This window comes from Longispora urticae, assembly GCF_053902585.1.
Window position 1 is genome coordinate 499,536 of record NZ_JAQZSH010000035.1, and the last position, 12,663, is coordinate 512,198.

At 70.6% G+C, this 12,663-nt stretch carries 14 protein-coding genes and 1 tRNA gene; 5 read left to right on the forward strand and 10 right to left on the reverse strand.

Annotated elements, in window-relative coordinates:
• Window positions 1-21 precede the first annotated feature (21 nt).
• Window positions 22-1,434 carry a hypothetical protein gene (locus PT931_RS25035; RefSeq protein WP_456248115.1) on the forward strand — a complete coding sequence of 471 codons (1,413 nt, stop codon included), beginning with the start codon at window positions 22-24 and terminating at the stop codon, window positions 1,432-1,434.
• Window positions 1,435-1,485: 51 nt separating this feature from the next.
• Here the strand turns inward: PT931_RS25035 and deoD are convergent, their stop codons facing one another.
• Window positions 1,486-2,193, reverse strand: a complete 708-nt coding sequence (gene deoD / locus PT931_RS25040) for a purine-nucleoside phosphorylase (protein WP_456248116.1) — start codon at window positions 2,191-2,193, stop codon at window positions 1,486-1,488.
• A gap of 187 nt (window positions 2,194-2,380) precedes the next feature.
• On the opposite strand from deoD, the gene PT931_RS25045 reads away from it, so the two are divergent.
• Together PT931_RS25045 and PT931_RS25050 are read left to right on the forward strand one after the other, a co-directional pair.
• Window positions 2,381-2,470, forward strand: a tRNA-Ser gene (locus PT931_RS25045).
• Between the two features lie 265 nt (window positions 2,471-2,735).
• Complete coding sequence (locus PT931_RS25050; RefSeq protein ID WP_456248117.1) at window positions 2,736-3,323, forward strand: pyridoxamine 5'-phosphate oxidase family protein; 588 nt, start codon at window positions 2,736-2,738, stop codon at window positions 3,321-3,323.
• 59 nt (window positions 3,324-3,382) lie between these two features.
• On the opposite strand, the gene PT931_RS25055 is transcribed toward PT931_RS25050, so the two are convergent.
• The 6 genes from PT931_RS25055 to PT931_RS25080 all read right to left on the reverse strand — a co-directional run bounded on the left by PT931_RS25055 (window position 3,383) and on the right by PT931_RS25080 (window position 6,038).
• Window positions 3,383-3,574, reverse strand: a complete 192-nt coding sequence (locus tag PT931_RS25055; protein ID WP_456248118.1) for a DUF397 domain-containing protein — start codon at window positions 3,572-3,574, stop codon at window positions 3,383-3,385.
• Window positions 3,571-4,392, reverse strand: coding sequence for a helix-turn-helix domain-containing protein (locus PT931_RS25060; RefSeq protein ID WP_456248119.1), 822 nt, complete (start codon window positions 4,390-4,392; stop codon window positions 3,571-3,573). The genes PT931_RS25055 and PT931_RS25060 overlap by 4 nt, the downstream gene beginning before the upstream one ends.
• A 62-nt stretch (window positions 4,393-4,454) precedes the next feature.
• The gene (locus tag PT931_RS25065; protein ID WP_456248120.1) at window positions 4,455-4,919 is read right to left on the reverse strand and encodes a nucleoside deaminase; all 465 of its coding nucleotides are present in this window, start codon (window positions 4,917-4,919) and stop codon (window positions 4,455-4,457) included.
• Window positions 4,897-5,400, reverse strand: coding sequence for a tRNA adenosine deaminase-associated protein (locus tag PT931_RS25070; protein WP_456248121.1), 504 nt, complete (start codon window positions 5,398-5,400; stop codon window positions 4,897-4,899). Before PT931_RS25070 ends, PT931_RS25065 begins: the two co-directional genes overlap by 23 nt.
• A gap of 79 nt (window positions 5,401-5,479) precedes the next feature.
• Window positions 5,480-5,647, reverse strand: a complete 168-nt coding sequence (locus PT931_RS25075; RefSeq protein ID WP_412541328.1) for a hypothetical protein — start codon at window positions 5,645-5,647, stop codon at window positions 5,480-5,482.
• 79 nt (window positions 5,648-5,726) lie between these two features.
• Window positions 5,727-6,038, reverse strand: coding sequence for a hypothetical protein (locus tag PT931_RS25080; protein WP_456248213.1), 312 nt, complete (start codon window positions 6,036-6,038; stop codon window positions 5,727-5,729).
• Between the two features lie 167 nt (window positions 6,039-6,205).
• On the opposite strand from PT931_RS25080, the gene PT931_RS25085 reads away from it, so the two are divergent.
• A complete protein-coding gene (locus tag PT931_RS25085) occupies window positions 6,206-7,063 on the forward strand; it encodes a prephenate dehydrogenase (RefSeq protein WP_456248122.1) in 858 nt (285 codons plus the stop codon).
• Window positions 7,064-7,155: 92 nt separating this feature from the next.
• Window positions 7,156-8,820, forward strand: a complete 1,665-nt coding sequence (locus tag PT931_RS25090) for a DUF885 domain-containing protein (protein WP_456248123.1) — start codon at window positions 7,156-7,158, stop codon at window positions 8,818-8,820.
• Between the two features lie 122 nt (window positions 8,821-8,942).
• Here the strand turns inward: PT931_RS25090 and PT931_RS25095 are convergent, their stop codons facing one another.
• The 3 genes from PT931_RS25095 to PT931_RS25105 all read right to left on the reverse strand — a co-directional run bounded on the left by PT931_RS25095 (window position 8,943) and on the right by PT931_RS25105 (window position 12,607).
• Window positions 8,943-10,481: a DUF6114 domain-containing protein gene (locus PT931_RS25095; protein WP_456248124.1), complete on the reverse strand. Its 1,539-nt coding sequence runs from the start codon at window positions 10,479-10,481 to the stop codon at window positions 8,943-8,945.
• Window positions 10,482-10,572: 91 nt separating this feature from the next.
• A complete protein-coding gene (locus PT931_RS25100; RefSeq protein WP_456248125.1) occupies window positions 10,573-11,190 on the reverse strand; it encodes a DUF6230 family protein in 618 nt (205 codons plus the stop codon).
• Window positions 11,191-11,503: 313 nt separating this feature from the next.
• Window positions 11,504-12,607, reverse strand: a complete 1,104-nt coding sequence (locus PT931_RS25105) for a C45 family autoproteolytic acyltransferase/hydolase (protein ID WP_456248126.1) — start codon at window positions 12,605-12,607, stop codon at window positions 11,504-11,506.
• Window positions 12,608-12,663: the final 56 nt, after the last annotated feature.

Below are 12,663 nucleotides of genomic sequence, written 5' to 3' on the forward strand. Positions count from 1 at the left end.
CCGGGAAGGAACAGCCGTCTCATGACTACTCCCGTCTCCACGGAGGCGACGGCTGAGAACAGCGGTGACGTTGCTTCCGGTCAGCCGTGGTGGCGTTCCCAGTCGGTCGTGGCAGGGCTGCTGCTCTTCCTGTTCAGCGTCGGCCAGCGCCCCATGTCGGTCCTCTACGCCGACGCCTGGAGCTACCGGGAGGCGTCGACGGCGCTCGTCGAGGGCGACTCGCTGGTCGCCCGGGGCATGCTGGGAATCCGCGGGATTCTGACGCCTTTCGTGTACGCGCCGACAGCCCTGGCCGACAAGGTCGTTCCTGGGCTCGGATCGAGCGCGGTCCTCATCGAGAACTCGGTGTTCGTCGCGCTGATCGGGGCGCTGATCCTGCCCAGGATCGTCGGGGCACTGGGCGTTCGGTCCGCGTGGTCCACCTGGATCTGTGTCGGGCTCACCTGGCTGGTCTGCGCGCGGTTCACGCCGTACCCGTTGATGGACATTCCCGCAGTCGGTCTGTTCCTGTGCGTCGTGCTGTTCTTGGCGAAGCGCTCCGCGACGGGCGTCGCACTGGCCGGACTGTGCGCGGGGCTCGCGCTCAACCTGCGGCCCGCGTACATGCTTCCCCTGGCCGCGGTCTCCCTCGCCCTGTTCGCGAGGACGCCGCTGCGCAGCCTGTTGTTCGTCCCCGGGCTCGCCGTCGGCCTGGCGCCGCAGATCCTGTTCAACCTGCGGCACGACTGGGGATGGACACCGTTGCCACCGGGCACGGCCGGGCTGGTGAATCTCCAGGCCGGCGTCGCGCCCTACGTCGTGAGATATGACACGGTCCTCATCGACACGGCGCCCCACCAGCAGTTCTACTGCGATCCCCGGATGGCCGGGCTGATCGGCGACCAGAAGATCTCGTCAACAACGGATCTGGCCCAGGCCCTCCTGTCGAATCTGCCCTGGTCGGCGCAGTTCCTGCTGGAGAAGTTCTCCGCCTCGCTCGCCTGGCCGCTGTCCACCCCCTACAGCGCCCTGCCCAACGACGAGAGCTTCGGCCTGACGATCCCGATCGCCGCGATCGTGATGGTCGGCGCCCTGACTCTGGGCCTCATGCTCGTACGCGGCGGCCGGTCGGGCCTGCGCGGTTACCCGTTGATCCTGCTGTGCGCGCTGCTCGGGGCCAGCGCGGCGGTGGGCACGTCGGCCACGGAGACCCGGTTCGCCCTGCCGATCATCATGGTCGCCGTCGCGGGTGTCGCGGGCGCACCGACCGTCTTCGCACGCACGGCAGACGGCAGGCGCGTCTGGCCCTGGTTCCTGGCCATGGCGGCCGGCGTCGTGATCATCTACGGGTGCGCGATGCACGGGTTGAGCCACCCCTCGCCGCACGGCTCCCCGGTGGTCATCAACACCACGGTCTGCGTCGACGCTGTCCCCGTCAAGGGCAACCAGAACTGAGGACCCGTGGCGGGTCAGCGCCCCACGTCGTACGCGGGGCGCTGACGGGCGCTACGCGATGATCGTGTCCAGCGCGATCTCCGCCATCTGCGAGAACGTCCGCTCCCGGTCCTCCGCCGGCATGGCCGTCCCCTGCAGGATGTGGTCGCTCACCGTCAACAGGGTCAGCGCCCGCGCCCGGAACCGCGCCGCGATCGTGTACAGCGCCGCCGTCTCCATCTCGACCGCGAGCACGCCGTACTTGGCGAGCTTGCCGTACAGGTCCGGCTGGTCGCCGTAGAACGCGTCCGCCGCCATGACGGAGCCGACCCGGAGGTCGATGCCCTTCGCGGCGGCCGTGTCGACGGCGGTGCGCAGCAGGCTGAAGTCGGCGACCGGCGCGAAGTCGACGAAATTGTCGAAGCGCTGCCGGTTCATGGCGGAGTCGGTGGTCGCGCCGATGGCGGCCACGACGTCGCGGAGATCCAGATCCTCCTGGATAGAGCCGCAACTACCGACCCGCATGATGGTCTTCACGCCGTATTCGGCGAGCAACTCGTGCACGTAGATCGAACACGAGGGCATTCCCATCCCGGAACCCTGGACAGAAACATCTATTCCTTTGTACTTCCCGGTGAAACCAAACATATTGCGCACCGTCGAGTAGCACTGGGCATCCTCGAGGTAGGTCTCAGCGATCCATTTCGCGCGCAGCGGGTCCCCTGGCATCAGTACCCGTTCGGCGATCTCGCCCGGCTTCGCTCCGATGTGCGTACTCATGCCAGTGATCCTGCCAGGCCCCGCACCCCGGAGGCGGGCCGCTCGCCGGATCCCGCGACCCACATCACCCCGCCCCGGGCCGCCGCGGGCCGAGGTTCCGGTGCTCAGCGGGCACCCGCGCCCGGCTCGGAGTGCCCGGCGCAACCCAGGAGGACAGCGCCCGGGGGGATCCTGTAGCCTTGCTGGCGGTGGCGTGTCCGAGTGGCCTAAGGAGCACGCCTCGAAAGCGTGTGAGGGTGCAAGCCCTCCGAGGGTTCAAATCCCTCCGCCACCGCCAGCAAGAACACAGAGCCGGTGCCCCATGGGTGCCGGCTCTGCTCGTCTCACCCCGCTGTTCGTCTCACCCCGCTGCTCGTCTTCCCCCGTGCGCTGTCCCCCCGCCGCGGCCGGAGAGGGCAATCTCAGAGAAGTGGCGCCCCTCACACCTCGCGATACTGACCGTGTTCGTGCGCATCCAGCACCCCGTACGTCGGGAGTCCGCACCACTGCCGAGGGTGAGCGCGAAGTCCGCCGCCCCGCTCCGCCCATCCGGAAGGACACCCGTGGACTACCTGGAGCTCGTGCACCTGGTGAACACCGACCCGGTGATACAGACCCTGAATGAGGCGCCGATCCCCATGCGGCTCGGCTACGTGGGGCTGGACGGCCATCCGCGCACGGTGCCGGTCGCGCACATCTGGGATGGCAGCGCGTTCGTGTTCGCGAGTCCGACCACGGCGTACAAGGTCAGGGCGATCAGGGCGCATCCGCAGGTCAGCTTCACGATCGACGTCGCGCCCGGCAGCGCGGGGAACGAGGCGCGCGCGAAGGTGGCGGCGGCGCTCGGTCCGCAGGTCGCGCAGTTCGTGCCGATCATCATGTTGGTGCGCGGGACGGCCACGGTCGAGATCCAGCAGGGGCTGCCGCAGGCGCACGTCGACGGTTCGCGACGGATGATCGTGGACAAGGCCATGTGCGACGAGTGGGAGCGGATCAAGCGGGAGACCACGACCGAGATGGCGGTGATCTCCATTGTTCCGACCCATGTCACCGTGTGCGATTTCATCACGCGGTTCCCGCCGCCGCACGAGGTCAACGTGGTCTCCCACGGGGCGGAGCAGGACGAGGTCAGCGGCGTGCGGAACCCGTAGGCGCGGACGCTGGGAGCCGGTACCCGTCGGGTACCGGCTCCCAGGGTCACGACGGGCACCTAGCGGTCGAAGCTGCCCCGCTTGGCCGCCGTCACGAAACTGACCCACGCACGGGCCTCGAACGCCAGCACCGGGCCCCGTCCCCGCTGCTTGGTGTCGCGCACGCCGACGACGCCCCGGCCCGTTCCCACTTCTACGCAGTTGGCACCGCCGTCGCTCCGGAGGCTCTTCCGCCAATTGCTGATAATCATCTCTTCGCTTCCGCTGACTGAAGAATGAACTCCCGCGAATCCTCGATATTCAGGGCCGCGTCCCGCAGCCGATCATAGGCGTGTCGATAGGACGGCAACTTGTCAGCATCAATTGGCTGCGGACCAATTGCCATCGTGTCGATCAAACCGATCTCGTCGCCGCCCGGAAGTCGGTACAGGGCGAATGTGTTCTGCGGTAAAAGGAAATCGTCGATCACGCGGTTGAGCAGCAGAACCCGCACGGTGACCCGGGGCAGGTCCGCCGCCAGGTGCCGTAGTTGCTGGGCCATCACGGCCGGCGGGCAGGACGGGCGGAGGAGGACGACCTCGTCGAGGATGACCTCGAAGTCGATGGAGCCGATCACCTTCTGCCGGCCGAGGCGCACGGCGAGGTTGGCGTCGGTGGCGATCTGGTCGCTGTCGCCGAGCTCGGAGCGGATCCGGTACCGGGCGTAGTCCTCCGTCTGGAGCAGGCCGGGCACGATCGCGCCACTGTAGGCGTTGATCGCGGTGACGCCGCTCTCCAGTTCGGCGTACGTGCGCTGGCCCGGTTTGGAGCCCCGGTGTTCTCGCCACCAGCCCTCGACGGAGAGGTCCTGCGCCTGGTCGAGGAGGTTGCCGTATTCGGGCTCCCTGATCCCGTACAGGTCCAGCAGGGGGCGCACGCGGTCCACACTGGGCCGGGTCTCGGCCGTCTCCAGCCGGTGCAGCCGCACATAGGACCAGCCGATCTCGCCGCCGACCTGCTCCAGGGTCAGGTCCCGTTCCTCGCGGAGCCGCCGGAGCGCCTCACCGAACCGAACCCGCCGGACATCCATCGAGTTTCCCTTTCGGGCCGCCGAAGTCACCCGTCTATCTTGTCCGGCCACGGACAGCGGCGCTAGCGGCGGTTTGTCTGGAACCACTCGCGGAGGGCTTCGGCGCACTCGGTTTCGCACACCCCGGCGTACACCTCGGGGCGGTGGTTGAGGCGTTGGTCCCGGACGACGTCCCACAGTGAACCGACCGCGCCGGTCTTGGGTTCCCAGGCGCCGAAGACGACCGTGGAGATCCGGGCGAGGACGAGGGCGCCCGCGCACATCGTGCACGGCTCCAGGGTCACCGCGAGGGAGCAGCCGTCGAGCCGCCAGGTGCCGAGGACGTCGGCGGCGGCGCGCAGGGCGTTCATCTCGGCGTGGCCGGTCGGGTCGCCGGTGCGTTCGCGGGTGTTGAAGCCGGTGGCGAGCTCACGGCCGGCGGCGTCGTAGACGACGGCGCCGACCGGGACGTCCAGCGGGTCCGCGGTGCCGGCGACCGCCAGCGCGCGACGAACCCACCGCTCGTTAGCGGAGCTCCTCGACGTCATCCGCGCAGCCGAGCGTCTCGCAGATCTTCGTCGTCACCTCGGACGGCAGCATGCCCTCCTGGGCGCAGAGCTTGAGCAGGGCCACGGAGGGGATGCCCAGATCGGCGAGCAGGTCCGCGTCGCCCACCGGGTTGCTGTCCGGGTCGGCGGCGGGGCGCTCGTCCTCTTCCTCGTCTTCGTCCTCGTCGTCGAGGTCCGGCAGCCGCTCGGGCTCCAGGTCCCCGAGGAGGGCGGCCCCGAGGGCGGTCTCCTCGGCGTATTCGGCGTCGGAGCCGAAGACGCGCAGGTCATTGTCCTCGTCGATCCGCACGACGACGAGATACTCGTCCTCGGCTTCGACGAACAGTAGGGAGAGCTCTCCGTCGGCCACGTCACGGAGCCGGTCGCCGGCTTCCTCGACGTCCCGGACCCCACGCAGCTCGAGCTCCGAGACGGTCCATCCGGAGCCATCCCGTACGACTGCTACAGCAAAGTGCGACACGATCCCCCCGGCCAAGTCGTCAACTTGCCGGAGCGTACCTGGCCGGCAGTCGTGCCAACAAGCGGCGCGCGCGCTGGGGCTACGTGGCCCAACGGCGGCGTAGTGCGATGAGCTCCCGGAGGCGCTCGGAGCGGGCCCGACGCGGCTGCATCCTGTCCCGCAGCGCCTTCACGTCGGCGAGCTCGGCGAGGAGCTGCAACCGGCGGCGACGGCGATCGGGTTCAAGTCGCTCGAGCCTCATCGACATGGTCCCACCGTGCCGAACCCACAGGAGGTCCGTCAAGCTCGACATGCAAATTGGGCATAGACCAATACGTTGAGTAAGGCTACCAGAGCAGCCAGTCGCCGCCGACCCAGTAGGTGGTGAGGACCACACCGAGCGCGGCGAGCGCGAACCCGGCGGCGAGCGCGATACCGACCGCCACGCCGCGATCTCCGCGCAGGGCCAGTAACCCGGCCGCGAGGGACGCCAGGGTGCCGGCGAGCAGGGTCAGCCACGCGTAGCCCGCCGCGCCGCCCCAGACGAAGGCGAACAGCAGGAACCATGCCGCCGTCGCGCCGGCCCCCGCTGCCAGCGCCGGCAGCCGGACCGGGTTCGGCTCCCGGAACTGCGGCCGGCCGGGCCGGGGATAGGGCATCACACCGTCGAGCCTAGCCCACCGGGACCACCCTGAGCTGCTCGATCGGGTGGGCGCGCCGGGTCCACTGAGGAGCCAGACCCGGTGAGGGGTACGCGGGCCGCGTACCCGGAAAAAGGTGTTGAAGGGGTGAAAGGGCTCGGGGGCGGGGAGTTTAGGCTGTGGCCATGCGGATCGCGGTACTCGGGCTCGGCCTCATCGGCGGGTCACTCCTCCGGGCGCTCACGGCGGCCGGGCACCAGGTGACCGGCTACGACGCGGACCCGGTCACCCGGCAGCTCGCCGGGGCGGCCGGTTCGGTGCGCGAGGCCGTGCGCGGTACCGACGTGGTGTTCCTCGCCGTGCCCCTGCCCGTGCTGCCCGACCTCCTCGCCGACCTCGACGGGTACCCCGGGCTGATCAGCGACGTGACCTCCGTGAAGGGGCCGGTGGCCGCGCTGATGGCCGGCCGGCGGTTCGTCGGCGGGCACCCGATGGCCGGCAAGGAGCACTCCGGCTTCGGCTCCTCCGACCCGCTGCTGTTCCGCGACCAGCCCTGGGTGCTGTGCCTGGACCCCGAGACCGACCTCGCCGACTGGCGGGCCATGGCCGAACTGCTCGGCGGCCTGCGCGCCCGGATCATCCCCGCCACCAGCGCCGAGCACGACGCGGCCGTCGCCCGGATCAGCCACGTGCCGCACCTCGTCGCCTCCGCCATCGCCGCCTCCGCCGCCGAACCGGGGGTGCTGGCGCTGGCCGCCGGCTCGTTCCGGGACGGCACCCGGGTGGCGTCCACCGCGCCGGCCCTGGTCGCCGCCATGTGCTCGGGCAACGCCACCGCCGTGCGGCCCGTGCTCGACGAGCTGATCGCGGCGCTCACCGAGGCCCGGGACGCCCTGGACGACCGGGCGGGGCTGACCGGATGGCTCGGCCGGGGGCACGAGGTGCGCAAACGGTGGCCGCTGCGGGCGACCCCCGCGGGCGAGGTGCCGACGGACCGGGAGGGGCTGCTGGATCTTGGCCGCAGGGGGCACTCCGTCACCTGAGGGCGGGGCCGCTGGGTGGGCCCGGGCACGCCACTCCGTGGCCTGGAAAACCGGGCACAGGGCGCCTCAGGAGTGCCGTAGGGTCTCTGCGCATGGGAAACATCGACGACATCGCCAACCGGTACGTCGACGAGTGGGCACCGTTGGAGCCCCTCGGCGCGTCCGGCGTCGGCATCGCAGGCTACGACGACAAGATGTCCGACCTGAGTCCGGCCGGGCTCGACGCCCTCACGGAGCTCAACCGTCGGACCCTCGCGGCCCTCCTCGCGGCCACCCCCGACGACGAGCACCAGCGCGTCGCCCAGGAGGCCATGGTCGAGCGGCTCGGGCTCTCGGTCGAACTGGACGAGATCCGGTACCGGTCCCGGATCAACGTGATCTCCAGCCCCCTGCACGAGGTGCGCGGCTCCTTCGACCTGATGCCGACGGACACCGTCGAGGCCGTGGAGAACATCGCCACCCGGCTGGCACTCGTGCCGGGCGCGCTCGACGGGTACAAGGAGACGCTGCTCCACGACGCGCGCGAGGGCTACGTCGGGGCGCGGGCCCAGATGGAGAAGGTCGCCGCGCAGTGCGACACCTGGACCGACCCGGACGGCGACGACTTCTACCCGGGCCTGGTCCGCCGGCTCGAAGCCACCGGGGAGCTCCGCGAACGCCTCGACGCCGGGGCGGCCGCCGCCAACGCCGCCACCGTCGACTTTGCCCGCTTCCTCCGCGAGGAACTGGCCCCGCTGGGTCAGGAGCGCGAGGCGGCCGGCCGGGAGCTGTACCAGCTGTGTTCGCGGTACTTCCTCGGCGCGACCGTCGACCTCGACGAGACGTACGCGTGGGGCTTCGAGGAGGTCGCCCGGCTGCGCGCCGACATGCTCGTGACCGCCGACCAGATCGTGCCGGGCGGCACCGTCGAACAGGCCGCCGCGGCGCTCGACAACGACCCGGCCCGCACGATCGGCTCCAAGGAGGAGTTCCGGGACTGGATGCAGGCCGTCGCCGACAAGTCCGTCGCCGACCTCGCCGACACCCACTTCGACATCCCCGAGCCCGTCCGCCGCATGGAGTGCATGATCGCGCCCACCAGCGACGGCGGCATCTACTACACGGGCCCCAGCGAGGACTTCAGCCGGCCCGGCCGGATGTGGTGGGCCGTGCCGGCGGGCGTCACGTCGTTCGCCACCTGGCGGGAGGTCACCACGGTCTTCCACGAGGGGGTACCGGGGCACCACCTCCAGGTCGCGCAGACCGCGTACCGCAGCGAGGTCCTCAACCGGTGGCAGCGGGTGCTCTCCTGGTGCTCCGGCCACGGCGAGGGCTGGGCCCTGTACGCCGAGCGCCTCATGGGTGAGCTCGGCTACCTCGACGACGCCGGCGACCGGCTCGGCATGCTCGACGCGCAGCTGTTCCGCGCCGCCCGGGTGGTCGTGGACATCGGCCTGCACCTGGAGCTGGAGATCCCGAAGGGGGTCGGCTGGGACCAGTACGCGGGGCGGACGTGGACGCCGGAGATCGCGTACGAGTTCCTGCGCGCGAACTGCATGATGCAGGACGAGTTCCTGCGGTTCGAGCTGGACCGGTACCTCGGGTGGCCGGGGCAGGCGCCGTCGTACAAGGTGGGCGAGCGGATCTGGCTGCAGGCGCGGGCGGACGCCGAGGCGCGCAAGGGTGCCGACTTCGACCTGAAGGAGTTCCACCGGGCGGCCCTGGATCTGGGTTCGCTGGGGCTGGACCCGTTGCGGGCGGCACTGGCCCGGATCTGACGCGGACGCCGCCGGGCTCGGGCCCGGCGGCCTCCTCCGGCCCGGGCGCCTGACTCCCGGGCGCAGGACGCGACGAAGGGAGGGCACCCGGGCGGGGTGCCCTCCCTTCGCGTCGTTGGCGCCTAGACCTCGGTGAGGCGCAGGTTGTCCGCCTGGAGCCGGTCGCACTTCAGGTAGACCAGCTCGATCTCCGCGCTGGTGAAGATCGGGTCAGCGATCTGCAGCGGCGGCGGCGAGTCCGGGGTGAACGTCAGCGGGATGATGCCGAACAGCCACCCGTGGAACCGGCTGGTGTAGAACTCGACGTTGCCGCTGACCGTGAGCTGCGTCGACTTCTGGTTCACGCTTCTGCCGTTGCCCTTGTCGGGGCTGGTCATCTCGAACGGCGTCGACTGGGCCTTGGTCATCGTGAACTTCAGTACCCGGATCGAGCCGCCCTCCTTGGTCTTGAGGGTCTTGACCCCGTCGTAGTGCATGCCCCACATCTGCTGCTTGGCGGCACGCATGTCCGAGAACTTCGCCGACGGGACCGGGTCGCCGGCCGCCGCGGCCAACTGCCGGTGGCACATGGGGCTGCCGGTCGGCGTCGGGGTCGCCTTCGCCGGGGCCGCCGCGACCCTGCGCGGGGCCGAGGAGTCCGTCTCGCGCTTGAGGTCGAACGGCCACCACCACGGCTTGGTGGGTTCCGGCGACGCCCCCGGGGCGGGGGCCGTGGCGGTCGGGGTCGGCGCGGGCTGACCGCTCTTCGTGGGTTCCGGCTTCGTCGTCGGCCCGGGGGCCGGCTGACCGGACTTGGTGGGCTGGCCGGCCGGCGGCTGCCCCGGGGCGGTCTGACCCGGGGCGCACGGGACGGCGCCGGACGGCGGTGCGGCCTGGACGGGGCTGTCCATGCCCATGGCCATCAGGCCGGTGGCCGCCACGGACAGGGCGAGGATCGCCACGCCCATGGCCTGCCGGGACCGTGCGCCGGACCGGGCGTCCTCCGGAACCACGACGGCGGGGGCGTCGCTGTTCTGGCGGTGCCGGGGCTGGTGCGGCCGGATGCCGGGGGCCGCACCGGGGTCGTGCTGACCGGCGTGGCCGGGGCCGGGTTGGCCGGCGTGGCCAGGCTGGCCGGGGTGTTCGGGTGTCGGCTCCGCCGCGGGCTCGGCCTGCCCCGCCGCCCGGGGTTCGCCATCAGCCTCGGTACGGACGTCGGCCTCGGGCAGATCGGCGTCCGGGTCCTCGAATCCCGGCAGGATCGCCGTCGAGTAGTCCCCGTCGTCCGCCACCCGGGGGGCCGGCGGTGCGCCACCCGCCGGGGTGACCGGCGTCCACGCGAACCCCAACGAGCCGCCGACGAGCGCCAGCAGCGTACCGATGACGAAGCCGCCGAAGTTGGTGAACGGGAACGCCGCCAGCCCCGCCACGATCGTGATGACGCTGTAGAAGACGCGCTGCGCCGGCTGGAACCACATCAGTACGCCGCAGAGCGCGATCAGCGAGCCGAGGATGACGCCGCCGAGCGCGCCCATCCCGGCGCGGATGATCGTGCCGATGGTCGTCCACGGCAGCCAGATGAGCAACGAGCCGGAGAGCAGGGCGAGCAGGCCGCCCCAGAACGGACGGCCGCGCCGCCAGGTCCCGAAGGACCGCCAAACCTGACCCAGGTTGGTGGACACGCGTGCCTCCTGCTTTTCCTAACCAGTAAAGGGGGATGTCGCGTGACGGGGCCCGCCGAGTGTTCCGGCGGGCCCGGTCAGCGTTTACTGCCTAGAAGCAGGGCTTGTTGCCCATCAGGACCTCGAGGTGCATGCCCTTGAGCCGGAAGGTGCCGGCGTTGGTCGCCCACGCGACCTGCTTGACGTTGGTGATGGTGGCCCGGCTGGCCTGCTGGCCGAAGCCGCCGACCATGCCCGCGCCGGCGCCCTTGGTCATCGTCGAGGCGTCGACGCCGATCTCGATGTTCTCGAAGACCGCGTCGCCGGTCAGGGAGGTCATGTCGAGGAACAGGTTCTCGGCCGTGACCGGGGCGCTGCCCGCGCCACCGGCGTGGATCTGCATCGTGACGGTGCCGATCGGGGTCGGGGAGACGACCGACTGACAGAGGTTCTTGACGGTGGCGGACTTGGCCGCGGCGACCGCGACAACGTGGACCTTCGACGGGTCCTTGTCGGCGCCGACCTCTTTGTCGATGCTGCCGTACTGCGCGAAGCCGTCGACGACCATCTCGTCGGCGGAGATCTGGAACTGCTGACCGGAGACCGCGAACGAGGCGGCGATGGCCCCGTTGCTCATCCCCATCACCATGACAGCGGCGGCGGCGGTGGCGGGGACCATCGCGATGGCGAACTTACGCCACCGGGTACGACCAACCAGTGTTTCCTTCACAATTCCTCCTCGGGCGGCGCCACCGTCCGCACGGGGGGCGCGGACGGGCGCGGGGTGTGGTCTCCTGCGGGGGTGATGAGGGTCACCCACTCCAGTGGTGCAGATGCTGCCGCGATCCACGTCACAGGACAACCCCTGTGGCTACCCGCCAGTAACACTCTCGGGTAACCTGTCGCTCGACCGGCTTTGCGCTCGGTAGTCAACGGCGTGGATATTCCGCCGAAACACGGATGAAACACCGCGCGAACGCTCTCGATCGACTCACTGTCCGCGACGAGAACCTACAAGTTACGGTTAGGTAACAACTTCGGTTCTAGAAGCCGGAATTCGGACGAGCACTCCCGAATACGTCGCCCAGATCGATGGTCTGGTATGGGTTCTCGCACGGCGGACCGCTCGTGACCAGCATCCGGCGCTCGTCGAGATCCATCACCACCGAGCTCGCGGTCAACGACCACAGCTCCTGCGGGTCCTCGGCGTTGACGTGCCGGCAGATCGCGTGCGGGAACCCGAGGTGGTCCTGCAACGCCGCCATCACGTCCTTGTCGGTCACCCGGCGCTCGGCCGCGGCGGTCTCCAGTACCTGGCGGAGGCGGAAGTCCCGGAACAGCGAGGAACCGCCGCCGAGGTCGTAGAACCGGTCCCGGACGTCGATGCCGGAGACGAAGTGGTTGGCGTGGGTCAGGATGCCGGCCTGGGGCAGGACCCGACCGGTCAGGCCCGGGGTCAGCTCCAGGTCCACGGCGGTGCCGCCGGCCACCCCGACCAGCAGGTTGATCGACGCGCTGCGCGGCAGCGAGCACACCCCGAGGGAGCCCGCGATGCCGTGCCGGGCGTCCAGGACCGCGCGGATCAGCACGTGGTACGGCACGCCGCCCGGGGCGCCGTCGCGGTCGCTGGTCAGCAGGTTGACGCCCACCCCGACGCCGTGCGAGTTCAGCCCGGCCTTGGCGAGCATGCCCGCCTCGGCGAGCGCGAGCACCTCGTGGCCGCGTTCGTCGCGGGTGGCCAGGACCAGGGTGAAGGGGCTCTGGGACGGGTACCAGTCCCAGTTCTGGCCGAGCAGGGTGTGCCCGGTGGCGGTGTGCTCGGGCAGGACCGCCACGCCCGTGCACTCCGTGATCGGCGGGACCATCAGCTCGGTCCGCGCGTTGAGGGCGTAGATGTCGCCCACCGGCAGGCCGGAGCCCTCGGCGACCCCGTCGAGCATGGCCGCGATCCTGGGCGTGTACCGGAGCGTCGTCGCCCGGAACTCCTCGCCCAGCCGGGTCACCTCTGCCGGGTCGTGTCCGCCCGTGACCTGGAACTTCACCAGGTAGTCGGCGAAGTTGCCGGCGATCAGCTCCGCGGCCTGGCGGCCGTAGCTGACCCCGATCTCCGTGGGGGTGCCTTCGGCGATGATCAGGGGCAGCGTCATGCCCCGAGGCTAGCGAGGCGGGGACGCGTTAGCCAGGAGGATTCCGACCCGGGAAG

Coding starts and splice junctions, on each gene's coding strand:
- PT931_RS25060 (WP_456248119.1), bottom strand. CDS start 4,392: ATGGATGTCCGGCGGGTTCGGTTCGGTGAGGCGCTCCGGCGGCTCCGC.
- PT931_RS25035 (WP_456248115.1), top strand. CDS start 22: ATGACTACTCCCGTCTCCACGGAGGCGACGGCTGAGAACAGCGGTGAC.
- deoD (WP_456248116.1), bottom strand. CDS start 2,193: ATGAGTACGCACATCGGAGCGAAGCCGGGCGAGATCGCCGAACGGGTA.
- PT931_RS25090 (WP_456248123.1), top strand. CDS start 7,156: ATGGGAAACATCGACGACATCGCCAACCGGTACGTCGACGAGTGGGCA.
- PT931_RS25065 (WP_456248120.1), bottom strand. CDS start 4,919: ATGACGTCGAGGAGCTCCGCTAACGAGCGGTGGGTTCGTCGCGCGCTG.
- PT931_RS25085 (WP_456248122.1), top strand. CDS start 6,206: ATGCGGATCGCGGTACTCGGGCTCGGCCTCATCGGCGGGTCACTCCTC.
- PT931_RS25080 (WP_456248213.1), bottom strand. CDS start 6,038: ATGCCCTATCCCCGGCCCGGCCGGCCGCAGTTCCGGGAGCCGAACCCG.
- PT931_RS25075 (WP_412541328.1), bottom strand. CDS start 5,647: ATGTCGATGAGGCTCGAGCGACTTGAACCCGATCGCCGTCGCCGCCGG.
- PT931_RS25105 (WP_456248126.1), bottom strand. CDS start 12,607: ATGACGCTGCCCCTGATCATCGCCGAAGGCACCCCCACGGAGATCGGG.
- PT931_RS25055 (WP_456248118.1), bottom strand. CDS start 3,574: ATGATTATCAGCAATTGGCGGAAGAGCCTCCGGAGCGACGGCGGTGCC.